At 72.4% G+C, this 23,605-nt stretch carries 18 protein-coding genes, 1 tRNA gene and 1 pseudogene; 9 read left to right on the top strand and 11 right to left on the bottom strand.

Features of this window, described 5'->3' with window-relative positions:
• Positions 1 to 85: 85 nt before the first annotated feature.
• Positions 86 to 160: transfer RNA gene (locus tag AC07AL_RS00515), tRNA-Val, on the bottom strand.
• A 162-nt stretch (positions 161 to 322) separates the two neighbouring features.
• Between AC07AL_RS00515 and AC07AL_RS00520 the strand changes: the two genes are divergently transcribed.
• Positions 323 to 1,690 (top strand): hypothetical protein, encoded by a 1,368-nt coding sequence (locus AC07AL_RS00520; RefSeq protein WP_400985328.1) that lies wholly within the window; start codon positions 323 to 325, stop codon positions 1,688 to 1,690.
• A gap of 103 nt (positions 1,691 to 1,793) precedes the next feature.
• Complete coding sequence (locus AC07AL_RS00525; protein ID WP_363580711.1) at positions 1,794 to 2,024, top strand: FmdB family zinc ribbon protein; 231 nt, start codon at positions 1,794 to 1,796, stop codon at positions 2,022 to 2,024.
• Between the two features lie 16 nt (positions 2,025 to 2,040).
• On the opposite strand, the gene AC07AL_RS00530 is transcribed toward AC07AL_RS00525, so the two are convergent.
• From AC07AL_RS00530 to AC07AL_RS00540, 3 genes are all read right to left on the bottom strand, one after another.
• Positions 2,041 to 2,910: an HAD family hydrolase gene (locus tag AC07AL_RS00530; protein WP_400985326.1), complete on the bottom strand. Its 870-nt coding sequence runs from the start codon at positions 2,908 to 2,910 to the stop codon at positions 2,041 to 2,043.
• Positions 2,910 to 5,360, bottom strand: a complete 2,451-nt coding sequence (locus AC07AL_RS00535) for a phosphoribosyltransferase (RefSeq protein ID WP_400985325.1) — start codon at positions 5,358 to 5,360, stop codon at positions 2,910 to 2,912. The genes AC07AL_RS00530 and AC07AL_RS00535 overlap by 1 nt, the downstream gene beginning before the upstream one ends.
• Before the next feature lie 153 nt (positions 5,361 to 5,513).
• Positions 5,514 to 6,710, bottom strand: coding sequence for an HpcH/HpaI aldolase/citrate lyase family protein (locus AC07AL_RS00540; protein ID WP_363580705.1), 1,197 nt, complete (start codon positions 6,708 to 6,710; stop codon positions 5,514 to 5,516).
• Positions 6,711 to 7,083: 373 nt separating this feature from the next.
• On the opposite strand from AC07AL_RS00540, the gene AC07AL_RS00545 reads away from it, so the two are divergent.
• Entirely contained in the window at positions 7,084 to 8,250 is a 1,167-nt protein-coding gene (locus AC07AL_RS00545) for a TerD family protein (protein WP_478316194.1), read from the top strand.
• 85 nt (positions 8,251 to 8,335) lie between these two features.
• Here the strand turns inward: AC07AL_RS00545 and AC07AL_RS00550 are convergent, their stop codons facing one another.
• Positions 8,336 to 9,082 (bottom strand): Tellurium resistance, encoded by a 747-nt coding sequence (locus tag AC07AL_RS00550; protein ID WP_350878113.1) that lies wholly within the window; start codon positions 9,080 to 9,082, stop codon positions 8,336 to 8,338.
• A gap of 373 nt (positions 9,083 to 9,455) precedes the next feature.
• Here AC07AL_RS00550 and AC07AL_RS00555 point away from each other — a divergent pair, with 373 nt between their 5' ends.
• On the top strand, positions 9,456 to 10,607 hold the full coding sequence (locus AC07AL_RS00555) for a DUF2637 domain-containing protein (RefSeq protein ID WP_478316196.1): 1,152 nt from the start codon (positions 9,456 to 9,458) through the stop codon (positions 10,605 to 10,607).
• A gap of 70 nt (positions 10,608 to 10,677) precedes the next feature.
• Here AC07AL_RS00555 and AC07AL_RS00560 read toward each other — a convergent pair whose 3' ends face one another.
• The 5 genes from AC07AL_RS00560 to AC07AL_RS00580 form a co-directional block, all read right to left on the bottom strand.
• Positions 10,678 to 11,781 (bottom strand): DUF475 domain-containing protein, encoded by a 1,104-nt coding sequence (locus AC07AL_RS00560; protein ID WP_363580699.1) that lies wholly within the window; start codon positions 11,779 to 11,781, stop codon positions 10,678 to 10,680.
• A gap of 157 nt (positions 11,782 to 11,938) precedes the next feature.
• Positions 11,939 to 12,517 (bottom strand): TerD family protein, encoded by a 579-nt coding sequence (locus tag AC07AL_RS00565; RefSeq protein ID WP_363580697.1) that lies wholly within the window; start codon positions 12,515 to 12,517, stop codon positions 11,939 to 11,941.
• A 242-nt stretch (positions 12,518 to 12,759) separates the two neighbouring features.
• Positions 12,760 to 13,335: a TerD family protein gene (locus AC07AL_RS00570; protein WP_363580696.1), complete on the bottom strand. Its 576-nt coding sequence runs from the start codon at positions 13,333 to 13,335 to the stop codon at positions 12,760 to 12,762.
• 208 nt (positions 13,336 to 13,543) lie between these two features.
• Positions 13,544 to 14,002: a peroxiredoxin gene (locus AC07AL_RS00575; RefSeq protein WP_363580694.1), complete on the bottom strand. Its 459-nt coding sequence runs from the start codon at positions 14,000 to 14,002 to the stop codon at positions 13,544 to 13,546.
• Positions 14,003 to 14,291: 289 nt separating this feature from the next.
• Positions 14,292 to 14,732 carry a DUF3052 domain-containing protein gene (locus tag AC07AL_RS00580; protein ID WP_363580692.1) on the bottom strand — a complete coding sequence of 147 codons (441 nt, stop codon included), beginning with the start codon at positions 14,730 to 14,732 and terminating at the stop codon, positions 14,292 to 14,294.
• A gap of 517 nt (positions 14,733 to 15,249) precedes the next feature.
• Here AC07AL_RS00580 and aceE point away from each other — a divergent pair.
• A complete protein-coding gene (gene aceE, locus AC07AL_RS00585; protein WP_478316199.1) occupies positions 15,250 to 18,000 on the top strand; it encodes a pyruvate dehydrogenase (acetyl-transferring), homodimeric type in 2,751 nt (916 codons plus the stop codon).
• Positions 18,001 to 18,183: 183 nt separating this feature from the next.
• Here the strand turns inward: aceE and AC07AL_RS00590 are convergent, their stop codons facing one another.
• Entirely contained in the window at positions 18,184 to 19,788 is a 1,605-nt protein-coding gene (locus tag AC07AL_RS00590; protein WP_363580688.1) for an MFS transporter, read from the bottom strand.
• A 215-nt stretch (positions 19,789 to 20,003) separates the two neighbouring features.
• Here AC07AL_RS00590 and AC07AL_RS00595 point away from each other — a divergent pair, with 215 nt between their 5' ends.
• The 4 genes and pseudogenes from AC07AL_RS00595 to AC07AL_RS00610 form a co-directional block, all read left to right on the top strand.
• Positions 20,004 to 20,693: a TetR family transcriptional regulator gene (locus AC07AL_RS00595; RefSeq protein ID WP_363580686.1), complete on the top strand. Its 690-nt coding sequence runs from the start codon at positions 20,004 to 20,006 to the stop codon at positions 20,691 to 20,693.
• A gap of 188 nt (positions 20,694 to 20,881) precedes the next feature.
• Positions 20,882 to 22,186 carry a sensor histidine kinase gene (locus tag AC07AL_RS00600; protein ID WP_363580684.1) on the top strand — a complete coding sequence of 435 codons (1,305 nt, stop codon included), beginning with the start codon at positions 20,882 to 20,884 and terminating at the stop codon, positions 22,184 to 22,186.
• Positions 22,183 to 22,857, top strand: coding sequence for a response regulator (locus AC07AL_RS00605; protein ID WP_063347446.1), 675 nt, complete (start codon positions 22,183 to 22,185; stop codon positions 22,855 to 22,857). The genes AC07AL_RS00600 and AC07AL_RS00605 overlap by 4 nt, the downstream gene beginning before the upstream one ends.
• A gap of 184 nt (positions 22,858 to 23,041) precedes the next feature.
• Positions 23,042 to 23,605, top strand: a pseudogene (locus AC07AL_RS00610) (hypothetical protein); the annotation flags it as partial.

Consider the following 23,605-nt stretch of genomic DNA (forward strand, 5'->3'; position numbering starts at 1 on the left):
TGAGACAAAACAGAAGGACCACCAAGGAAAAAAAGGGGGACCCGTCCCCGGGAGCCCTCCCCCCCGCCCCCGGCCCTCCGAACGGTGGTGGGCGCGGACGGTTTCGAACCGCCGACATCTGCTTTGTAAGAGCAGCGCTCTACCACTGAGCTACGCGCCCCCTGTCGCGGCCCGGTGGGGGCACGACGACTGCCTAGGGTACCTGGTCCCGGGGGGTGCTGTGGTGCGGGTGGTCGGGGAGTGGGGCGGGTGGGGGTGCCGGTGCGGTGGGGCGATCGGGAAGAATGGGGGTGGATCAGCGGGTCGGAGCAGGGAGCGCGCAGTGACGGTGGCCGGCGGGAGCGGGCGGGGGCGGCGTCGGGCGGGGAGTGCGCTGGCCGACGCACTGGTGGTGCCGGTGGTGCTGGCGGGTGCGCTGGGTGCGCTGGGGCTGGCCTCGGCCGGGACGGGCGGCTGGTGGGGCCGGCGCGGCGGGGAGGGTGTGCGGGCGGACGCCAAGGCGGCCCGGGACGCCGCGCAGGAGGCGTTCTACGAGCTGGACTCGACGCAGCGCGAGGTGCAGTTGGCGGTGGAGACCGTCCGGGCGGCCGAGGACGAGGCGACGGCCCGCCGGGCGCTGGCGGACCTGGCGGGGATCACCGGCCGGGTGGACCAGGTCACCGTGAACTACCTGGGCGCGCTGGACGCGTACAACCTGGACGACGAGGCGCTGGACGCCGGCACCGCGGCGCGGGCCCGGCGGCAGTTGGAGGACGTGAAGGGGCAGCTCGGCTCGGCCCGGGCGGAGCTGAACGACTTCCTCCAGCGGCTTCAGCCGACCCTCCAGCGCGCCGAGCAGCAGTTGATGCGGGTCACCCCGGCGGTGGAGCAGGCGAAGCGCGCGCTGCTCCAGGCGAGCAACGCGCTGGACGCGGTGCGCGGCGCCGGGCTGCGGGCGGACGACCTGGCGGCCCGGCTGGCCGAACTGGCGCCGGAGCTCGGGTTGCTGAACGAGGGGCCGGCCCGGCACGGGGTGGCGCCGACGCTGCGGCGCGCGGACGACGTGCGGCAGCGCGCCGAGGCGATCGCGGCCGACGCCGGTCAACTGCCGGAGCGGGCACGGGAGATCGACCGGCGGGTGGCGAGCCTGCGGACCCGGATCCAGGCGCTGGAGACCAAGGCGGAGACGGTCGAGCCGGCGCTGAGCGAACTGCGCCGCCGGTTCAGCGCGGCCTGCTGGCAGGACCTCCAGCGGGTGTCGGAGCAGGTCGCGGAGACCGGGCGGGCGGCGGAGCGCAAGCTCGCCGAGGCCGCCCGGGCACGGGACGAGCAGCGCTGGGCGGACGCGACGGGCGCCATCGGTACGGTGCGCGCGCTGTTGGACACCGCGGACGGGTCGGTGGTCGCGGTGAACGAGCGGCTGCGGCAGCTGAACGAGGTGCAGCACGCCCCGCACCGGGAGGTGGAGCGGGCCCGGTTCGCCCTGCGCGACGCGCAGCGGCTGGCGATGACGGGCCGCAGCGCGCCGGACCCGCGGCACGCCGCCCCGCTGGACGAGGCGGTGGCGCGGCTGGACCGGGCCGTGGCCACCCTGGAGGCGGCCGGCCGGCACCCCGACTACTGGCACTTCCTGACCGAGCTGGCGGGCGTGCGGGAGACGGCGGCGCAGGTGATCGGGCTGATCCGCGGCGATCTGGGCGGGCACCGGTAGCGCCGGTAGTACCGGTAGCGCCGGCCGGGCAGGACACCGGCAGCACCCACCGATAGGACACCGGTAGGGCGCCGGCAGGGCACCGCCTGGGTACCCTGCCGGTATGCCACGCTACGACTTCCGCTGCCGCTCCTGCGGCGCCACCTTCGAACTCCGCCGCCCGATGGCGCAGGCCGGCGCCCCCGCCGTCTGCCCGCAGGGCCACGAGGACACCGTGAAGCTGCTGTCCGCCATCGCCGTCACCGGCTCCGCTTCGGGCGGCGCCCCGCGCCAGGCCCCCTCCGGCAACGGTGGTGGCGGAGGGGGCTGTTGCGGCGGCGGCTGCTGCGGCTGACCGCTCCCGCTTCCGCTCAGGAAGCGACGACGGGGGCGGTGGGGGCGGCGGGGGCGACGGAAGCGGCGGCCACCCGGGCGAGGAACCGTCGGACGATCTCCTCCCCCGCCGCCACCCCCACCTCGTCGAGGGCGGTGACGCCGGGGGCGGTCCAGCCGCCGTCGGCGAGTTCGCCGTGCCCGGGCCGCCAGGCGGCGTCGGCGGCGAGCAGCAGGTCGGCGTCGAGCAGCGAGTCACCGGCCGCGAGCACGGTGCTCGCGCCGGTGCGCCGGACGGCTTCGGCGAGGGCGGCGCTCTTGCTGAGCGGCGCGGGGACGGCGTAGACCTTGCGGCCCTGGAGCGAGACCGTCCAGCCGCGTTCGGCGCACCAGCCGGTCAGCTCGTCGAGCCAGCCGACGGGCAGCGCGGCGCGCTCGACGACGAGGTAGGCGAACAGCCCGTCGGCGACGCGGCGCTTGTGCGTCCACTCCGGGTCGGCGCTCAGGGCGAGCTGCCGGACGACCTCCTCCAGCGGGGCCGCACCGGAGGCGAGCCGCGCGGTGATCTCGGTGCGCCAGTCCTGGTCGGGCACGCCGTCGACGAGCAGGTGCCCGCCGTTGCCGCAGATCGCGTACGCGGGGACCCAACCGGGCGTCGGGCCGGGCAGGTTGATCCGCTCGTACTGGGCGAGGGTGCGGGTGGTGGCGGGGACGAACCAGGCCTGCCGGACGAGTTCGGCGAGCAGCGCGGCGGCCTGTTCGGTCATGAACGAGAGCGCCTTGCCGTCGTGCACCTCGACGGAGAGCAGCCGGGGCGCGAGCCGGTCGGGGACGTCCAGGGCGAGGGCCCGGTTGGAGTAGACGAGCGTCCGGTCGAGGTCGCTGGCGACGAGAACATCGGCGTTCATCAGGACTCCTTCACCACAACGGTCCTACCGGAGGCCCCGGTCGCTCCCCGACTGTAGCGGGGGTGGATGAGGCCGACGCAGGAGTACGGCAGGCCGTCCACCTCCTCGACCTCGACGCCGCGCTGGGCGGCGAGCAGCCGGACGTGGTCGAGGTCGGCGCCGGCGCCGCGCCGGGCGAGGACCCGCCAGGGGACGCGGCGCAGCAGCACCCGGGTGGTCTCGCCGACGCCGGGCTTGACCAGGTTGACGCTGTCGATGCCGTACTCGGTGCTGATCCGCTCGACGGCGGCCCAGCCGGCCCAGTCGGGCGCGCGGTCCGGGGCGGTGGACAGCCGGTCGGCGGCGGCGACGGCCTCCGGGCGGACGGCGTCGAAGTGGTCGGCCACGGTGTCGAGGAAGGCGGCGGAGACGTCCGCGCCGGCCAGTTCGGCGTAGTGCTTGGCGCCGTGGAAGTCGTCCGGGCCGATCAGGCCGGGCCGCAGCACGGTGCGCGAGACCAGGCCGGAGACGGTGGAGTTGAGGCAGGCGGAGGGGATCAGGAAGTCGTCCCGGGTGCCGTAGGTGCGCGCGCAGCGGCCGGGGTCGGCGAGGACGGCGAGGTCCGGGTCGAATCCGGTGCCGGCCAGGGCCTCGGCGAGTTCGCGGCTGATCGCGCCCTTGCCGGTCCAGCCGTCGACGAAGACCACGTCGCCGGCGCGGTGGTGGGCGGCCAGGTAGCGCAGGGCTACCGGGTCGATGCCGCGGCCGCGGACGATGGAGACGGCGTAGTGCGGGGTGTCGAGTCCGTGGGCGTGGGCGAGCCAGCGGCGGATCAGGATGCCGACGGGCGTGCCGGCCCGGGCCAGCGAGGCGAGCACCAGGCCGGGGCCGCGCTCGCGCAGCAGGGTCTCGGCGACGGTGCCGGCGGCGAGCGCGATGCGGCGGGCGGAGGCGCGCAGCGCCTGGTGGAACAGCTCCTGGTACTCGGGGCTGGGCTGGTACTCGACCGGCAGCGATTCGGCGTAGTGCGCGCCGCCGTTCTGGACGGCCTCCTCGCGCTCCTCGGTGGGGGCTTCGAGCGGGACGCCGGAGAGGTCCTTGAGCAGCCAGGCCACCTCGTCGGGCCGGTAGGAGGAGAACGCCGGGCCGTACAACGGGGACGGCAGGCGGGGAGGCGTGCTGGACGGCAGCCCGGCCGGCCGGTGGGAGGGCAGCACCGCGAGCACCACCTGGTCGGTGACCTGCCGCAGCTGGCCGAGCAGGGCGCGCTCGCCCTCGCGCAGGGCGGGGGTGTCGGCGACGTCGTCGACCACCAGCACGACCGCGTCGAACCGGCGGGCCGGGTCGCTGCCGGGGGCGACGTTGTAGGCGTAGCGCTCGCGCGAAGCGTCGTCCTGCGGGTCGTCGTGGGCGGGGAAGGCGAGGCGGGTGCGGATGGCGTAGCCGGGGTCGTCCACGGCGAGGACGGGCGAGCGGGTGGTGGTGGAGTAGCGGACGCGGTCGCCGCCCAGCCGGTCGGCGAGTGCGCCGGCCAGCCGCAGCGGGGCGTACATCAGTTCCTCGAAGCCGAGGACCAGCACGCGCCGCGCCGTGGCGGGCAGTGCGTCGGCCAGCTGTGCGGCCAGGCGGGGCAGGGCGGCGTCCAGTCGGACGCGGTCGCGGGCGGTGAACCCGTGCCGGCCGCCGTCGGGGAGCCCGGCGGGCCAGTCCAGGTCGACCCGGGCGAGCGGTGCGGGCGGTCCGGGGGGCGCGGCGGGGGCGGGGGCGGCCTCGGCTATCAGCCGCTCGGCGCGGTCCAGGACGTCCGCGGGCAGCTGGACGGCGCCGCTGGCGGTGGCCACCAGGTCGAGCCGGACGCCGAGTTCGGCGGCGGTGTCGGCGAGCCGGCGGCGGTCGGCGGCGGAGCGCAGGTCGACCAGGGCGACGACGACGTAGTGGTCGCGGGGGTGGCGGGCGTGCAGTTCGCGGATGGTGTTGAGGACCGTGCGGCCGGTCGAGAACTCGTCGTCGACCAGCACCAACGGTCCGTCACCGGTGAGGAGTTCGGGATCGGCGGGGAGCAGCAGGTGCGAGGTGGCGTGCGAGTGCTCCTCCTCGAAGCCGCCGAGTGGGGGCACGCCGGCCACCGGGCGGCGGGTGGAGTGCAGGTACGGGGCGTCGAGGCCGTCGGCGACGCTGTGGCCGAGGCCGGTGGCCGTCTCCGCGTAGCCGAGGACGACGGCCCTCGCGGCGGCCTCGTCGCCGAGCAACTCGCGGACCTGCCGGCCGAGTTCGAGCCCGACGCCGTGGACGACCGCGGGCCGCTGCGGGACGTGCTTGCCGAGCACGGTGGAGACCAGCAGGTGGGCGCGCTTCGGGTTCTGGGAACGCAGGGCCAGGCCCACGAGTTCGGGGAGGCGGTCCGATCCGGTCAGGGCGATGCCGGCCCGGTCGGCGACCCAACGGCCGGTCCACGTCTGCTGTGCTGTCACTGCTGGTCCTGCCTTCGCATGGTGCGGTGGTGCGGTCTTCGGATCGGTCGGATCAGTCGGATCAGTCGGATCGGCCGGATGGGCCGGATGGGTCGGATCGGTGGGGCCGTTCGGGTCAGCCGCGGACAGCCCCCTCAGCCGCGCGCAGCCCCCTCACCCCCCGCACAGGCAGGCCGCGAGCAGCTCCGCGAAGCTCACGTCCTCCCGGGCCACCCCGAACACCTCCGCCCGCAGCAGCACCCGCTCCGCCCAGGCCCGGTGCGGCCGGGCCTCGTTCATCTTGTTGGTGTACGCCGAGCGCAGGACCCCGCCGCCGTCCTGCTCCTGCCGGAGGATGTCCCGGGCGTCGCAGTACTCCTCGTGCGTGACCACCGAGAGGGCGTGCACGGCGGGGACGTGGCTGGGGTGGATGCAGGTCTTGCCGAGCAGGCCGTTGGCCCGGTCGAGCTCGACCTCCCGGATCAGCCCGTCCAGGTCGTGCTCGATGATCCGCCGGCGGACCTCCTCGCCGGAGGCCCGGGCCGTCCCGGGGGCCTCGGCGAACGGCGTGCGGCGCAGCTGCGGCTTGAACATCCGTTCCTGGACCGGGAAGTACTCCCAGACCGGACCGGTGACGGTGTACCCGGTGCCGTCCGCCCGGCCGAGCACGTTGACCACGTCGCCGATCACCGCCGAGACCAGGGCGACGTCGTACGCGGTGAGGTCGGGCGAGCGGCGCAGGCCGTACGCGGAGCAGAGGTCGGTCACGCCGAGGCGGACGGCGAGCACCCGCTCCCGGTGCCCGGCGAGCAGGTCGGCGATGCCGAAGAGCTGCTGGCGCCTGGTCTCCAGGTGGGCGAGTTCGGGTGACTCCAGGACGGGCATGGCGAACAGCCGGCGCCCGGTGGCGGCCTCGGCGGCGGCCAGGGCGGCCAGGTACGCGCCGCCGGTCTCCGTGGTGAACTTCGGCAGGACGAACCCGCTCAGCAGCTCGACGGCCGGCCCGAGCCGCTCGGCCAGGTCGAGGATCTGGGAGGCGGCTCGAACTCTGATGAAGAGCAGGGGGTGGCCTTGTGTGCAGTCGGTGAAATCCCTGACCAGGTCATTCAACTGCTCGACCAGGTTCCGCTCCCCCGCGTCCACCTCGTGGTCGGCGATCGCGTCCTCCAGGCAGAGCACCATCGACACCACGCCCCGAGCAGCCTGTTTGCGGATGTCGGCGGCCAGCGCGGGCCGGGTGGCGGGGCTGTAGAGGGTGCCGCCGAGGGCGGTGGCCAGCACCGCGGCCTCGCTCCGCGCGGTGAACGGCCGGGGCGGTTCGAGGAAGAGGCGACCGCGTACGTCGTCGGCGAGGTGGCCGAAATGGCGCAAGGTGCTCTCCTCAGAGGTTTGACGGCCACCGGTCCGTTGCCGGGGCGTGCGGCGGCGCGGGACGACACCGCGATCCAGCGGTGCGACACCATGGTTAACCGGTCCACGGGGCTCCGTGGTTCCCGGACGGACGCCGGCGGGCCCCCCTCCGCCCGACCCCGGCGGGCCCTTGGACCGCCCATCGTACGGACGGATTCCGGCCGTCCCCGGTTCCTCGGCACTGAACTCCCGGAACATCGCCGTCCAGATCACCGATCACCGGTCGAGCACCGGCAAACCCCCGGCAAGCGCAAGTCTTGGCAAAGTTCGACCCGGTTCCGACGGTCCCGGTCACGTTGTCCGAAGGGGTGGCGAACGGGCAGGATGGTCGGCTATGACGCACGTGATGGCCAAGGGCGCCAACATCGCACTGCCGGCTGCGGCGGTCCGCGCCGTGCTGCGCTGGAGCGCCACGCCCGGTGCGCCGGACGTGGACGCGTCCGCGCTGCTGCTCGGCGCCACCGGCAAGGTCCGTTCGGATGCCGACTTCGTCTTCTACAACCAGCCGCGACACCCCTCCGGCCTGGTGCGCCACCTGCCCAAGCAGCAGACCTCCGGCGGCGCCGAGATCATCGACACGATCGAGGTCGAACTCGCCAAGCTGCCCGCCGACGTCGACCGGGTGGTGCTGGCCGGCTCCTCCGAGGGCGGCTCCTTCCGCACGGTGCCCGGGCTGCGCCTGCTGCTCTTCGACGCCACGGCCGGGGACGGCACGCCCGCACTCGCCGAGTTCGCGATCTCCGACGGCGAGAACGTCACCGCCCTGGTCGCGGGCGAGCTGTACCGGCGCTCCGGCGCCTGGAAGTTCCGGGCGATCGGCCAGGGCTACACCTCCGGCCTGATCGGCCTGGCCACCGACTTCGGCATCACCGTCGACGACGAGGCGGAGGCCGACGCGGCCCCGGCGGCGGCCTCGACGGCCACCCCCACCGCCGCCGTCGACCCGCGCAGCACCCCGCTGCCCGCCCCGCGCCCGACCGCCCCGCCCGAGCCCGGCACCTTCACCCTGGCCCCGGCCGTCCCGCAGCCGTCGGCCACCCCCCAGGGCCGGCCCCAGCAGCCCGCCGCGGCCGCCCCGGGCACGGTGCCGCCCCCGCCGACCGCCCCGCCCACCGTTCCCCCGGCCGCGCCGCCGGCTCCGACCGCACCCCCGGCCCACCAGCCCGGCACCGGGTACGGCTACCCGCAGCAGCCACAGCCCCAGCAGCCGCCCGGCACCGGCTACGGCTATCCGCAGCAGCAGCCCGGTACCGGCTACGGGTACCCGCAACCCACTCCCCAGCCGTACCCGCAGCAGCAGGGCACCGGCTACGGCTACCCGCACCAGCAGCAGCCCGCCCCGCAGCAGCACCCCGGCAGCTACGGCTACCCGCACGCCGGCACCGGCCAGCAGCCGCCGGCCCAGGCCCCCGCGCAACCACCGGCCCAGGCCTCGGCCCAGCCGCCCACCGGCGAGGAGTTCGCCCTGCCGCCGCAGGGCCCGCAGTTCCAGCCCCGCTGACCGGCCTGCTCAGGGCACCACCGCCGCCCGGCTCCGACCAGACCGGGCAGGGCCGAGGCCGGGCGGGGTCGAGGCCGGGCGGGGCCTAGTCGGAACCGCCCTGGCTCTTGTACCCGCGCTGCCACTGCATCCCGAACCCGTACAGCCGGTCGATGTCCGCCTGGAACCCGTTGACGTACCGCACCTCACGGCGCACCGTCAGCTGGTTGTCCCCCGCGTTCTCGATCAGCACCACCGCGCACGAGCGCGCCGCCCGGGCCCGTTCGTCCAGCTTGATCTCGATCCGCGGCCCGGTCTGCGGCACGATCGTCACCACCGCGTGGGACTGCTCGAAGGCCGGCGTGCCGTCGTAGATGTAGACGAAGATCAGCAGCCGTTTGAACTTGTCCTTCTTCTCCAGGTTGACGTACATCGTCTCGCCGGACGGCGCCCCGTACTGGTCGTCGCCGCTGAGCTTGATGTACGGCGGTTGCCGGAGGTCGCCGAAGTAGCCGCCGAGCGGCTGCACCACACCGCTGCTCCCGTCGGACAGTTCGTACATGCACGCCAGGTCGAGGTCGACGTTGACCTGCTCGTTCTGCACCGAGTCCGGCTCCAGCGGGCGCAGGATGCGGGGGCTGAAGAGGCGCTTGGCGCGTTCCCGGGCACTCGGCCGGACGGCCCCGGAGCGGGTGGTCCAGTGCAGGTTGACGTAGAGGTAGCCGGTGGTGGCCGCGGACCCGGTGATCGCGTGCTGCGGGGTCGACTTGGTGAGTATGACCTTGTGCTGACCGCCCGGGTTGTCGAAGGTGTAGTTCCGCTCCCCGCGCAGGTACTCCCAGATCGAGACCATCCCGCCCTCTCCCCCTGCTCCCGTCAGGCGATCTGACGGTTCGCCGCTCCATGATCGGGCATCAGCCCGGCCCTCGGATACCCAAACCTTCCCCTCCCCTACCCCGTCGGGCCCCCCGGCGCTCACCGCCGGGTCGACGAGTGGAGCGGCCGGCGGGTCGATTGGCGGGAGGAAGCCCCCCTCCCGTAACATGCCGCCCCTTCGGACGCGATATCGTCTAGCCGCACAGGTGTCCCGTCCGCCCCTGCGCGGGTGCGGCGGGTACGCCGTGCGGCGACGAACGAACCGTCAGGCGCGACCCGAGTACCGGGAGCTGACCGCCTGTGTCGCTCTGTGAACCCGTCCCCTGCGGAAACCCGAGGCCCGACCCGCAATGAACCTGACCTCCATACAGCTGGTCTGGACCGTCGTCGGCGGCGCAGCCCTGCTGTTCGTCGCCGTCCTGCTGGCGACGCTGCGTTTCAAGAACACGAAGAAGGAAGAGGCCGGCGACTCCTGGGAGCGCAGCGAGGAGCGTCGCCGGCGCAAGGAGATGATCTACGGCATCTCCTCCTACACGCTGCTGTTCTGCTGCGCCGGTGTCGCGGCCGCGCTGTCCTTCCACGGCCTGGTGGGCTTCGGCAAGGAGAACCTGGGGCTGTCCGGCGGCTGGGAGTACCTCGTCCCGTTCGGCCTCGACGGCGCCGCGATGTTCTGCTCGGTGCTCGCCGTCCGCGAGGCCAGCCACGGTGACGCCGCGCTCGGCTCCCGCCTGCTGGTCTGGGTGTTCGCGATCGCCTCGGCCTGGTTCAACTGGGTGCACGCGCCGCGCGGCGTGTCGCACGATGGCGCCCCGCAGTTCTTCTCCGGCATGTCGATCTCGGCGGCGATCCTGTTCGACCGCGCGCTGAAGCAGACCCGCAAGGCCGCGCTGCGCGAGCAGGGGCTCGTGCCGCGCCCGCTGCCGCAGATCCGGATCGTCCGCTGGCTGCGCGCCCCGCGCGAGACCTACGCGGCCTGGTCGCTGATGCTGCTGGAGAACGTCCGCAGTCTGGACGAGGCGGTCGAGGAGGTGCGCGAGGAGCGCCAGGCCAAGCTGGACGCCAAGGTGCGGGCCCGCACGGCCGACCGCCGTGAGCGGGCCGAGCTGAAGGCCATCTCCCGCCAGGGCGGCATGCTCGCCCGGGCCCGCGGCGGCCGCCAGGTGCCCGCGCTCACTGCTGCCGGCGACGGCCAGACCGCTACGGAGCCTGCCCTAGCCGCCGAGTCGGACACCGCCTCCTCGCACCAGGCCGCCTCGGGCCCGCTGGAGCCGGCCGCGCTGGACGCCGGCCGCCGCCCGCGTGCCGCCGTCGGCTCGTCGTACGCGCCGTCCTCCTCGGCGTCCTCCTCGTCCTACTCCTCGTCCTCGTCCGCCGGATCGGCCTCGGGCTCGTCCTACCGCAGCTCGACCATCGACCTGACGGCCGACGACGACACCCTGTCGATGCCCAAGCTGGACTCGCTGGAGCGCAAGCTGCGCGCGATCGAGCAGCAGCTCGGCTGAACGGGCGCACCGCGACGCGAAACGGCCGCCCCCGGATTCCCGGAGGCGGCCGTTTCGCGTACCCGGCGGGCTATTCGCCGGTACCCGTACTCACCAGTTCCGGTTCGTCCCGCGCGGCCTCGCGCCGGTTGCGCAGGATCGACGAGCCGAGCGCCAGCCCGATGAAGGCGACGCCGATCAGGCCGGTGACGATCTCCGGGATGTGGTATTTGATCCCGACCAGCAGGATCACCGAGAGCGCGCCGATCGCGTAGTGCGCGCCGTGCTCCAGGTAGACGTAGTCGTCCAGGGTGCCCTTGCGGACCAGGAAGACGGTCAGCGAGCGGATGTACATCGCGCCGATGCCCAGGCCCAGGGTGATCTGGAAGATGTCGCTGGAGATGGCGAACGCGCCGACCACGCCGTCGAAGGAGAACGAGGCGTCCAGGACCTCCAGGTAGAGGAAGAGGAAGAACGCGGCCTTGCCGCCGACCTGGAGGATCGACTTGCCGGACTTCTCGGCCTCCTCCTCGCGCTCGGCGTCCTCCTCCAGACCCGATTCGAAGATCGAGGAGAGGCCGCCGACCACGAGATAGGTGATCAGGCCGAGGACACCGGCGAGCAGAACGGTTTCAGCGTGCTCCCCGGCGAAGAAGTTGGAGGCCAGCACCAGCACGACCAGCGCGACGACGCTGGAGAAGGCGTCCAGCTTGCCGACCTTCTCCAGCGGGCGCTCGATCCAGCCCAGCCAGTTGTGCTCCTTCTCGTCGTCGAACACGAAGTCGAGGAAGATCATGAGCAGGAAGACGCCGCCGAAGGCCGCGATGGCGGGGTTGGCCGCCTCCAGGTACTGACCGTAGGTCAGGCCGGCGTGCGTCTTGTCGGAGTGCAGCGCGAGGTCGACGACCGTCGCGGGGTTGAGCTTCGCGGTGAGGCCGACCACCAGCAGCGGGAAGACCAGCCGCATGCCGAAGACGGCGATGAGCACGCCGACGGTCAGGAAGATCTTCTGCCAGTACGGGTTCATCCGCTTCAACACCGTGGCGTTGACCACCGCGTTGTCGAACGACAGGGAGATCTCCAGGATGGAGAGGATCAGCACGATGCCGAATCCTTGGGCCCCCCAGAGCAGTCCGGCCGCGATCAGGCCTAGGACGGTGATCGCGAACGACCAGCCGAAAGTGCGGAGGAACACGGGACTTGGTTACCTTTCGGGTTTCGGGCCGTGCCGGGGGCGGCCTCGTCCCGAGACGCCCTGACCGGGCCGGGCCCGGTCAGGTCACCCCCGCACTGCCTTCTGTTCTCATGATCGTAGGTTGGGTGCGATTGTTCTGATTTTCGCCTTTTCGCCCTTACTGTACGTTTACGCCGAAATCGAGGGCGATGCCGCGCAGGCCGGAGGCGTAGCCCTGGCCCACCGCGCGGAACTTCCACTCGCCCGCGTAGCGGTACAGCTCGCCGAAGATCATCGCGGTCTCGCTGGACGCGTCCTCGGACAGGTCGTAACGGGCGATCTCCTCGCCGTCGAGGGAGTTGGCGACCCGGATGTAGGCGTTGCGGACCTGCCCGAAGTTCTGCAGCCGCGCCTCGGCGTCGTAGATCGACACCGCGAACACCACCTTGTCCGCCTGCGCCGGAACCAGCTCCAGGTTGACCAGGACCACCTCGTCGTCGCCGTCGTCCTCGCCGCCGGTGAGATTGTCACCGGTGTGCTCGACCGAGCCCTCGGGGCTCTTGAGGTTGTTGTAGAAGACGAAGTACTCGTCACCGAGCACCCGGCCGCCACCACAGATCAGGGCGCTCGCATCGAGGTCGAACGGTGCGCCCGTGGTCGAACGGGCGGACCAGCCGAGGCCGATCTGGACCTGCGTCAGGTTCGGCGCGGCCTTGGTGAGCGAGACGTTCCCGCCCTTGGCGAGCGTGACCACCATGACTGTTCTTCCTCCCTTGCCTTCTCCCGGGGCGCGCCTACAAGGTGTAGTCCCCCACGGCCCGGGCCGGCCCCGTTTGGCCGGCTGAACTTCCTGAACTCACATCCTCGCAGCGCACGGAGCCGACACGAAGCCGGGGCGGCCCCGGACCTCTGGAGGTCCGGGGCCGCCCCGTAGAAGGCTCCCGCGCCGGGCGACCGGCCGTCGTCCGCCGCCGCCCCGCGCCGTCCGGTGTCGTCCGGTCAGACGTTGACGCCGAAGTCCTGGGCGATGCCGCGCAGGCCGGAGGCGTAGCCCTGGCCGATGGCCCGGAACTTCCACTCCGCGCCGTTGCGGTACAGCTCGCCGAAGACCATCGCGGTCTCGGTGGAGGCGTCCTCGGAGAGGTCGTAGCGGGCCAGCTCCGTGTTGTCGGCCTGGTTCACCACGCGGATGAACGCGTTGCGGACCTGGCCGAAGTTCTGCCCGCGGTTCTCGGCGTCGTAGATCGAGACCGGGAAGACGATCTTCTGCACGTCCGCCGGGACGCCGGCCAGGTTGACCTTGATCGCCTCGTCGTCGCCCTCGCCCTCGCCGGTGCGGTTGTCACCGGTGTGCTCGACGGAGCCGTCCGCGCTCTTCAGGTTGTTGAAGAAGACGAAGTTCCCGTCCGAGGCGACCTTGCCCTGCTCGTTGCAGAGCAGCGCGCTGGCGTCCAGGTCGAAGTCCGTCCCGGTGGTGGTCCGGACGTCCCAGCCCAGGCCGACGACCACGGCCGAAAGCCCCGGGGCCTCCTTGGTGAGCGAGACATTGCCGCCCTTGCTCAGGCTGACACCCACTTGTCCTCCAAGAATCGGGAGGCACGCCCTGGTGCCCCCGTGGTGCGGTTCGAGGCGCCGGCCGGCGAGCGGCTCACGTGCCCCACCCGGCCAACGGACCGAGCGTAGTGCGCGGTTCCCGTCCGGACGTGCGAACGGGCCCGGCGCGGCTGTTCGAAGTTCGCGGGGCCGGGCCCGCGGCCACCGCCACGGGCCTCCACGCGGGGCCTCAGAGGGCGCCGAGGGCCTTCAGGTACTCCTGCTCGTCCCGGGCGTCCGGGAGGTCGTTGACGACGCTCCAGCGCACCGTGCCCGCCGTGTCGATCACGAAGGTGCCGCGCACGGGGCAGCCCTTCCGCTCGTCGAGGACGCCGTAGGCGCGGGCGACCTCGCCGTGCGGCCAGAAGTCGGCCAGCAGCGGGAACTCCAGGCCCTCCCGCTCGGCGAAGACGCGCTGGGTGAACTGCGAGTCGCAGGAGACGCCGAGCACCTGGACCCGGTCGTTCTGCAGCTGCGCCAGCTCCCGCTGGATGGCGCCGAGCTCGCCGGTGCAGACGCCGGTGAAGGAGAACGGGTAGAAGACCAGGACGACGTTCCGCTCGCCCCGGAAGTCGGAGAGGCGGACCGCTTCGCCGTGCTGGTTGTTGAGCTCGAAGTCCGGAGCCTCGGTGCCGACCTCGATGGCCATGGACGTGACCTTTCTGACGCGACCGCGCCGCGCGGGCGGCGCGGCCAGCGCCATCCTCGCATCCGTTCGGGCACGTTCCGCCGAATGGATGAGGGCGGCACCCGCGCGCTCCACCGCTTTCGCCCTGGGCGAACGCGTTTCCGGGCCGGCCCCGGGGCGGACGCGACCCCGGGCGACCACGCTCCGTGACGACGAGGGCGACGCCGCCCCCGGTTCCGGACCCGGAAAACGATCGGGCCCCGCCGGAGGGATCCTCCGGCGGGGCCCGGTGCGGGGCCTCAGAGCCCGCTCAGCGCTTGCCGGCCGGCTTGGCCGTGGACTTGGTGGCGAGCCGGGTGGCCGCCCAGTCCTTGGCGACCGCGATCGAGCTGGTCTGGGAGAGACCGGCGGTGCGGGCCGCGTCCGCGATGTCGGACGCCTCGATGTGGCCGTCGCGCCCGGTCTTGGGCGTCAGCAGCCAGATCAGACCGCCTTCGGCCAGGTACTCCAGGGCGTCGACGAGGGAGTCGGTGAGGTCCCCGTCGTCGTCGCGGTGCCACAGCAGGACGGCGTCGGCGACGTCGTCGTAGTCCTCGTCGACGAGATCCGTCCCGGTGAGCTCCTCGATGCCTTCGCGGAGATCCTGGTCAGTGTCGTCGTCGTACCCCAGCTCCTGGATGATCTGGCCCTCTTCGAAGCCGAGACGGGTCGCCGGGTTGGACTTGTCCGCGGGGTCCGCGGTCGCGCTCACGGGAATAACCTCCAGTATTCGGCCCGGCGTCCATGCCGAGGCTGTGGCCGTAGTCCACACGGGCGCGGCGGTTCGCGCAAGTACCCGACCCCCGATCCCCCCCAAAGGTTGACGTGCCACAGCGGGGACACGCCGTTCGATGTGTCGGGAATCACACCGATTTGCCCTTCTCTGCATGAGACAAGGATGCTTCGGGTGGTCCCGGCCCACAGGGCGTACGGATGCCCGAGATACGAACGGCATTCGGGTCCGCGCGTGCGCGGGCGTAGAGTCTCCTGTTGGCCCTCACCCCGGCCGCCCGCCATCGGGCGGACGGGACACCAGGTCGGACCACCTCTGTACGTAGCACCCGGGGGTGTGCGGGGCGGGCGAAGTCGCCCGGACCGCGCACCGCCAGACCGTCCCGCCCACCAGGCGGAACGGTTACCGATCGGTAGAGATGACGGATCTCCGAGCGCGGTAGCACGATGGAGGCGGCGCGACACACCTCAGTTTCGACCGACAGTGAAGGAACAGCGTGGCTTCCGGATCCGATCGCAACCCGATCATCATTGGCGGCCTTCCGAGTCAGGTCCCGGACTTCGATCCCGAGGAGACCGCGGAATGGCTGGAGTCGCTTGACGCGGCCATCGACGAGCGGGGGCGCGAGCGCGCCCGCTACCTGATGCTCCGCCTGATCGAGCGCGCCCGCGAGAAGCGTGTCGCCGTGCCCGAGATGCGCAGCACGGACTACGTCAACACCATCGCGACCAAGGACGAGCCGTTCTTCCCCGGCAACGAGGAGATCGAGCGAAAGATCCTCAACGCGACCCGCTGGAACGCGGCCGTGATGGTCTCCCGGGCACAGCGCCCGGGCATCGGCGTGGGCGGGCACATCGCCACCTTCGCCTCCTCCGCGTCGCTGTACGACGTCGGCTTCAACTACTTCTTCCGCGGCAAGGACGCCGAGGGCGAGTCCGGCGACCAGATCTTCTTCCAGGGCCACGCCTCCCCCGGCATCTACGCCCGCGCGTTCCTGCTGGACCGACTGTCCGAGCAGCAGCTCGACGCGTTCCGCCAGGAGAAGTCGAAGGCCCCGTACGGCCTCTCCAGCTACCCGCACCCGCGGCTGATGCCGGACTTCTGGGAGTTCCCGACCGTGTCCATGGGCCTCGGCCCGCTCGGCGCGATCTACCAGGCCCGGATGAACCGCTACCTGGAGCACCGCGGGATCAAGGACACCTCCGACTCGCACGTCTACGCCTTCCTCGGCGACGGCGAGATGGACGAGCCGGAGTCGCTGGGCCAGCTGTCGCTGGCCTCGCGCGAGGGCCTCGACAACCTGACCTTCGTGGTCAACTGCAACCTGCAGCGCCTGGACGGCCCGGTCCGCGGCAACGGCAAGATCATCCAGGAGCTGGAGTCCCAGTTCCGGGGCGCCGGCTGGAACGTGATCAAGCTGGTCTGGGACCGCAGCTGGGACCCGCTGCTCGCGCAGGACCGCGACGGCGTCCTGGTCAACAAGCTGAACACCACGGTGGACGGCCAGTTCCAGACCTACGCCACCGAGACCGGTCAGTACATCCGCGAGCACTTCTTCGGCAGCGACCTGCGCCTGCGCAAGATGGTCGAGAGCATGACCGACCAGCAGGTCCAGCACCTGGGTCGCGGCGGCCACGACCACAAGAAGATCTACGCGGCGTTCAAGGCGGCCCGCGAGCACAAGGGCCAGCCGACGGTCATCCTCGCCCAGACGGTCAAGGGCTGGACGCTCGGCCCCAACTTCGAGGGCCGCAACGCCACCCACCAGATGAAGAAGCTGACGGTCGAGGACCTGAAGCGCTTCCGCGACCGGCTGCACCTGCCGATCACCGACAAGCAGCTGGACGAGGGCTACCCGCCCTACTACCACCCGGGCCGCGGCTCGGAAGAGATCCAGTACATGCACGACCGCCGCAGCGAGCTGGGCGGCTACGTGCCGACCCGCAAGGTGCGCCCGCGTCAGCTGGAACTGCCCGGCGACGACGCGTACAAGGCGGTCAAGAAGGGCTCCGGCAACCAGACCATCGCCACCACCATGGCGTTCGTCCGGGTGCTCAAGGACCTCATGCGGGACAAGGGCATCGGCAACCGCTTCGTGCCGATCGCGCCCGACGAGTACCGCACCTTCGGCATGGACTCGCTCTTCCCGTCGGCGAAGATCTACAACCCGCTCGGCCAGACCTACGAGTCGGTCGACCGCGACCTGCTGCTGGCCTACAAGGAGTCGCCGACCGGCCAGATGCTGCACGACGGCATCTCCGAGGCCGGCTGCACCGCCTCGCTGATCGCCGCCGGCTCCTCCTACGCCACCCACGGCGAGCCGCTGATCCCGGTGTACGTCTTCTACTCGATGTTCGGGTTCCAGCGCACCGGCGACCAGTTCTGGCAGATGGCCGACCAGCTGGCCCGCGGCTTCGTCATCGGCGCCACCGCCGGCCGTACCACGCTGACCGGCGAGGGCCTCCAGCACGCCGACGGCCACTCGCAGCTGCTGGCCTCGACCAACCCCGGCGTCGTCGCGTACGACCCGGCGTACGGCTTCGAGATCGCGCACATCGTCCAGGACGGTCTGCGGCGGATGTACGGCACCAGTGCCGAGCACCCGCACGGCGAGGACGTGTTCTACTACATGACCGTCTACAACGAGCCGATCAAGATGCCGGCCGAGCCCGAGAACGTGGACGTCGAGGGCATTCTCAAGGGTCTGCACAAGTACGCGCCGGGCACCGCCGGCCAGATCCCGGCCCAGATCCTCGCCTCCGGCGTGGCCGTGCCGTGGGCCCTGGAGGCCCAGCGCATCCTCGCCGAGGAGTGGAACGTCAAGGCCGACGTCTGGTCCGCGACCTCCTGGAACGAGCTGCGCCGCGACGCGGTGGAGGCCGAGGAGTTCAACCTGCTGCACCCCGAGGAGCAGCAGCGCGTGCCGTACGTCACCCAGAAGCTCCAGGGTGCCGAGGGCCCGGTCGTCGCCGTGTCCGACTGGATGCGCGCGGTGCCGGACCAGATCTCCCGCTGGGTGCCCGGTCAGTACCAGTCGCTGGGTGCCGACGGGTTCGGCTTCGCCGACACCCGCGGTGCGGCGCGTCGCTTCTTCCACATCGACGCGCAGTCGGTCGTCCTGGCGGTGCTCACCGAGCTCGCCAAGCAGGGCAAGATCGACCGCAGCGCGCTGAAGGACGCGATCGACCGCTACCAGCTGCTCGACGTGGCCGCGGCCGACCCGGGCGCCGCCGGCGGCGACGCCTGATCACCCGCTAGACCCTGAAGGGCCGGGCCTCCAAGCACGGAGGTCCGGCCCTTCGGCGTTCCCGGGTGCACCCGAGCGGGTCCCGCTGGTCCCACCGGCCCGCGGCGGCGGATGAGGGCACGCAGCGGCCCCGGACTCCATCGAGTCCGGGGCCGCTGGTCGTCGGCCGTCGGCCGCGCGGGATCAGATGTGGACGGCCGGGCCCGCGTCGACGGTGCCGCGGCGGGTGAGCAGGCCGAGCACGGCGGCGCCGAAGGCCACCACGGCGGCGACCGCGAAGGCGAGCGACATGCCGCTGACGAAGGAGTCGTGCACGGCGCCGGCCATCGCGTCCACCGCCTGCTGCGGGGTGCCGGCCGGGGCCGGCGGGGCGATGCCGAGCTGCGCGGCCTGCTTGAGGCCCTCGGCCTCGGCGCCCTGGACCGGCGGCAGGCCGGCCCGGGCCCAGTTGCCCGGCAGCACGTCAGTGACCTTGGCGGCCATCAGCGCGCCGAGCACCGCGGTGCCGAGGCTGCCGCCGACCTGCATCGCGGCCTGCTGGAGGCCGCCGGCCACACCGGACAGCTCCAGCGGGGCGTTGCCGACGATCACCTCGGTGGCGCCGACCATGACCGGGCTGATGCCGAGGCCCATCAGGACGAACCAGAGCGACATCACGCCGGTGCCGGAGCCCGCGTCCAGGGTGGACATGCCGAACATCGCGGTGGTGGTGATCAGCATGCCGGCCACGATCGGGATCCGCGGGCCGAGCTTGCCGATCGCGATGCCCGCCACCGGCGAACCGATGATCATCATGCCGGTCATCGGCAGCAGGTGGACACCGGCCGACACCGGCGACATCCCGTGCACGTTCTGCAGGTAGAAGGTCACGAAGAAGATCGCGCCGAAGAACGCGAAGGCCATCAGCACCATCAGCAGGGTGCCCGCCGACAGCGGCACCGAACGGAACAGGCTGAGCGGGATCAGCGGCTCCTTCGCCCGGGCCTGCCAGAACGCGAAGAGCACCATCAGGACCACCGCGCCGCCCAGGAACAGCAGCGTGCGGGCGTCGCCCCAGCCCCACTCGGGGGCCTTGATGATGCCGAAGACCAGCGCGAACATCGCCACCGAGAGCAGCGCGATCCCGGGCAGGTCGAAGGACTTGGCGGCCTTCTCGGCCCGCACGTCCTTGAGGATCCACAGGCCGAGGCCGAGCGCGATCAGGCCGACCGGGATGTTGATGAAGAAGACCGACTCCCAGTTGACGTGCTCGACCAGCAGGCCGCCGACGATCGGGCCGGCCGCGGTCGAGGCGCCGATCACACCGCCCCAGATGCCGATCGCCATGTTGAGCTTCTCGGCCGGGAAGGCGCCGCGCAGCAGGCCGAGCGCGGCCGGCTGGAGCAGCGCGCCGAACAGGCCCTGGAGCACCCGGAAGGCGATCACGGTCTGGATGTTGCCGGCGAAGCCGATCGCGGCCGAGGTGGCGGCGAAGCCGACGGCGCCGACCAGGAAGGTGTTCTTGTGGCCGAACCGGTCGCCGATCTTGCCGGCCGTGATCAGGAAGACCGCCAGGGCCAGCAGGTAGCCGCTGGTCACCCACTGGATCTCGGAGGGCGCGGCCTTCAGGTCCGCCTGGATGACGGGGTTGGCGATGGCGACGATCGTGCCGTCCAGGGCGACCATCATCACGCCGACCGCGACGGTCAGCAGGGTCAGCCAGGGGTGCCCCTTGAGCCCTCCCCCGCCCGGTGGCGTGCGCTGCGGCGGGACGTCCGCCTTGGCGTTCTTGACGACGGACTGGCTCATCTGGGGCCCTCCGGGGGCGTGGCAGAGAACGGAACGTGGGCGTGGCGCCGCGACCCACCCGTCCCCACGAGTGCCCGGTCGGCGAGCGCCACTTCCGGCAGATTATGTCAGCCACTGACATTCGGCAAACACTGACTTCTGACTCTGGCTGACATTTGTCAGAGCGCTAAGGTTGTGCTCCTCACCCCGCCCGCACGCGCTCGGAAGGCCCCGCCATGGCCGCTCGCACCCCCACCCCCACCGCCGCCCCGGGCACCCCCGAACGGCTGCCAGGGCTGCGCGAGCGCAAGAAGCAGCAGACCAGGGACGCCCTCGTCCAGGCCGCCCACGTGCTCTTCCTCGGCCAGGGCTTCGCCCGCACCACCGTCGACGAGATCGCCTCCGCCGTCGAGGTCTCCCAGCGCACCTTCTTCCGCTACTTCGCCAACAAGGACGAGGTCGCGCTCGCCGTGATGGCCGACGCCGAGGACTACTTCATCGAGTGCCTGTGCCGCCGCCCGGCCCACGAGTCCCCGCTCCAGGCCCTGCGCGCCGCGATCGTCCAGTCCTGGCGCGAACTCGGCGCCGAACACCGCAGCGGCCCCCGCTCGATCACCACCGCCCTCGAACTGATGCGGATGATCGAGGAGACCCCCACCCTGCTCGCCACCCACCTGCGCCGGGTCACCGAGCAGGAACGGGTGGTCGTCCGGGTGCTCGCCGAGCGCGAGGGCCTCGACCCGGCCGAGGACCTGCGCCCCACCGTGCTCGCCGCCGTCTTCGGCAGCGTGCTGCGCGCCGCCCACCTGTCCTGGACCCCCGACCAGGAGCCCGCCGGGCCCGAGGGCATGGTCGCCGTCATCGAGCGCCACTTCGACCAGCTCGGCCCGGCCCTGGCCGGCCACTGGCGCACCGGCCCGCAGTAGTACCGGCCACGCAGTAGTACCGGCCACGCGGTAGTACAGGCCCGCGGTAGTACCGCGGGCACCACTCCCGGCCCCGGAACCGTGCCGGGAGCAGTAGTACCCGGGTAGCACCCCCTACTCCGGTAGCACTCCGATGTTCGACCCCAGTGCGACGACGGGCGGACGGCACCCTCTTAGGCTGGCCCGCGATGAAGACGATCACCACGACCGAAGTCCGCGCGCAGGCCCTCCGGCTGCTCCGCTCGCTCCGGCACCACCTCACCACCCCGACCGGCGGGTACGCCCCGCTGCTCGGGGACTCGCCCCGCGCCTGGCTGCGCCGGCTTCCGTACGTCGTCGCGCTGATCATGCAGGCCTCGCTGATCCCCACCGGGATCGTCGCGCTGGTCGACTTCTACGGCGTCGCCGTGCCCATCGCCGGCGCGCTCACCGTCGCCCAGACCGCACCGCTGCTGCTCGCCATCACCCGGCCGCTGGCCGCCTGGTGGATCAGCGCGGCCACCCTCGTCACCACGGCCTCCATCACCGCCCGGCACCACCAGTTCGGCGGCACCTGGCCGTGGACGGCGCCGATGGTCCTGGCGTACGTCTTCCTGCTGATCGCGCTCGCGCTGCGGGAGAGCCGGGCCACCCTGATCGCGGTCTGGATCGCGACGATCCTGCTCACCCTCCTCACCACCACGCTCGGCTTCCCGCACGCCGACGACGGCACCACCATGCTGCTGGTCGCCCTCGGCGGCGCCGCCCTGCTGCTCGGCTGGGCCGTCCAGGACCGCACCGAGGCCCGCCGGCTGCTCGCCGAACAGGAGCACATCAGCGAGGCCGAACGCGAGCGGCGCACCCTGCTGGAGGAGCGCGCCCGGATCGCGAGGGAACTGCACGACGTGGTCGCCCACCACATGTCGGTGATCGCCGTGCAGGCGGCCAGCGCGCCGTACCGGATCACCGGCGTACCGGCCGCGGCCACCGAGGAGTTCACCGCCATCGCCGGCACCGCCCGCGAGTCGCTGACCGAGATGCGCCGGCTGCTGGGCGTGCTGCGCAGCGAGGAGTCCGCCGCCGAGAAGGTGCCGCAGCCCGGGATCGAGCAACTGCCGCAGCTGATCGAGACGGTGGGGCGGGCCGGGGTCCCGGCCGAGCTGACGGTGGATCCGGGGCTGGCCGAGGCGGTGCCGAAGGCCGTCGGCCTGTCCGCGTACCGGATCGTGCAGGAGGCGCTGGCCAACGTGGTGCGCCACGCGCCCGGTTCGCGGGCCCGGATATCCCTGGTCGACGAGGGCGCCACCCTGCTGCTGACCGTGGTGAACACGCCCCCGCCCCAGCACACCGAGTCGCTGGAGGCCTCCATGGAGGGCACCGGACAGGGACTGATCGGAATGCGGGAACGCGCCCGGCTGGTCGGTGGCAGGCTGGAGACCGGCCCGATGCCGGACGGCGGCTACAAGGTCGCCGCCGTCCTGCCCCTCGAAACCCCCCGGGAGAAGCCCGCATGACCATCCGCGTGATCATCGTCGACGACCAGGCCATGGTGCGGGCCGGCTTCGCCGCCCTGCTCAACGCCCAGAGCGACATCGACGTGGTGGGGGACGCGGCGGACGGCGCGCAGGCCCTGGAGGTGAGCGGCCGCACCCACCCGGACCTGGTGCTGATGGACGTCCGCATGCCCGTCATGGACGGCCTGGAGGCCGCCCGCCGACTGCTCGACCCCGCCGTCCCCGGCGCGCACCGGCCCAAGGTGATGATGCTGACCACCTTCGACGTGGACGACTACGTGTACGAGGCGCTGCGCGCCGGGGCCAGCGGCTTCCTGCTCAAGGACGCCCCGCCGGCCGACCTGATCTCCGCGGTCCGGGTGGTCTCGGCCGGCGAGGCGCTGCTCGCCCCCTCGGTGACCCGCCGGCTGATCGAGGACTTCGCCCGCAACCGGCCGGCCCGGCGGCGGGACCCCAAACTGCGGCTCAACGGCCTCACCCCGCGCGAGACCGAGGTGCTGGAGCTGATCGCCCGCGGCCTGTCCAACCAGGAGATAGCCGGCCGGCTGGTCCTGGCCGAGCAGACCGTCAAGACCCACATCGGGCGCATCCTCGCCAAGCTCGACCTGCGCGACCGCGCCCAGGCCGTCGTCCTCGCCTACGAGTCCGGCCTCGTGACGCCGGGCCAGTGACGCCCGCCGGGCCGGTGCTCCCGGCCACCGCCACCCGGGCGGCACCCCCGTGGTACCCCGAGCGATACCCCGAGTAGTACCCCGGTAGCACCCGGGAGTTGGCCCCGCGGTGTGACGTCCGCGGGGCCGTCGCATTTCTACCTTCCTTTCCGTCGAAGTCGAACGGACGAGGGAGGGGCCGGACATGGGGAAGTTTCGGGTCAAGAGAGCCATCGCGGCCAGTACGGTGATGCTGGCCGCGGTGCTCGGTCTCGGCGGCTTCTCCACGGATGCCCAACAGGCCGTCACCGGCCCGCCGCCGGGCAGCGCCGCCTGGGTGGCCGACACCGCGCTCGGCGTCCACCCGCCCGACCCGGCCACCGCCACCCCGGCCGAAGTCGCCGCTTTCTTCGCCGAGTTGACGCCCGCCCAGCAGGACGCGCTGGCCGTCCGGCACCCACTGGTGGTCGGCAACCTGGACGGCGCCCCGGTCCAACTCCGGTACCGGGCCAACACGCTGGCCCTCACCGCGGAGCTCGGCCGCGAACTCGCCCGAGCCACCGACCCGGCGCTCACCCCGCAGGACCACGAGCAGGCCCGCACCCGCGCCGAGCGCTACCGCGCCCTGCTGGACGGCGACCGCCGGATCCTCGTCTTCGACCCGCGCGGCCGGGGGGGGGGGGGGGGGGGGGGGGGGGGGGGGGGGGGGGGGGGGGGGGCGGTAGCGGGCGGTTGTCCGTCTGGTCGTACCCGCCTCCAAAACGCCATG

This window comes from Kitasatospora sp. NPDC043949, from assembly GCF_056435365.1.

Excerpts from the sequence above, each read along its gene's own strand:
- AC07AL_RS00565 (WP_363580697.1), bottom strand. The coding sequence starts at position 12,517 with ATGGTGGTCACGCTCGCCAAGGGCGGGAACGTCTCGCTCACCAAGGCC.
- AC07AL_RS00595 (WP_363580686.1), top strand. The coding sequence starts at position 20,004 with ATGGCCGCTCGCACCCCCACCCCCACCGCCGCCCCGGGCACCCCCGAA.
- AC07AL_RS00555 (WP_478316196.1), top strand. The coding sequence starts at position 9,456 with ATGAACCTGACCTCCATACAGCTGGTCTGGACCGTCGTCGGCGGCGCA.
- AC07AL_RS00605 (WP_063347446.1), top strand. The coding sequence starts at position 22,183 with ATGACCATCCGCGTGATCATCGTCGACGACCAGGCCATGGTGCGGGCC.
- AC07AL_RS00525 (WP_363580711.1), top strand. The coding sequence starts at position 1,794 with ATGCCACGCTACGACTTCCGCTGCCGCTCCTGCGGCGCCACCTTCGAA.
- AC07AL_RS00600 (WP_363580684.1), top strand. The coding sequence starts at position 20,882 with ATGAAGACGATCACCACGACCGAAGTCCGCGCGCAGGCCCTCCGGCTG.
- AC07AL_RS00590 (WP_363580688.1), bottom strand. The coding sequence starts at position 19,788 with ATGAGCCAGTCCGTCGTCAAGAACGCCAAGGCGGACGTCCCGCCGCAG.
- AC07AL_RS00545 (WP_478316194.1), top strand. The coding sequence starts at position 7,084 with ATGACGCACGTGATGGCCAAGGGCGCCAACATCGCACTGCCGGCTGCG.
- AC07AL_RS00575 (WP_363580694.1), bottom strand. The coding sequence starts at position 14,002 with ATGGCCATCGAGGTCGGCACCGAGGCTCCGGACTTCGAGCTCAACAAC.
- AC07AL_RS00530 (WP_400985326.1), bottom strand. The coding sequence starts at position 2,910 with ATGAACGCCGATGTTCTCGTCGCCAGCGACCTCGACCGGACGCTCGTC.
- AC07AL_RS00550 (WP_350878113.1), bottom strand. The coding sequence starts at position 9,082 with ATGGTCTCGATCTGGGAGTACCTGCGCGGGGAGCGGAACTACACCTTC.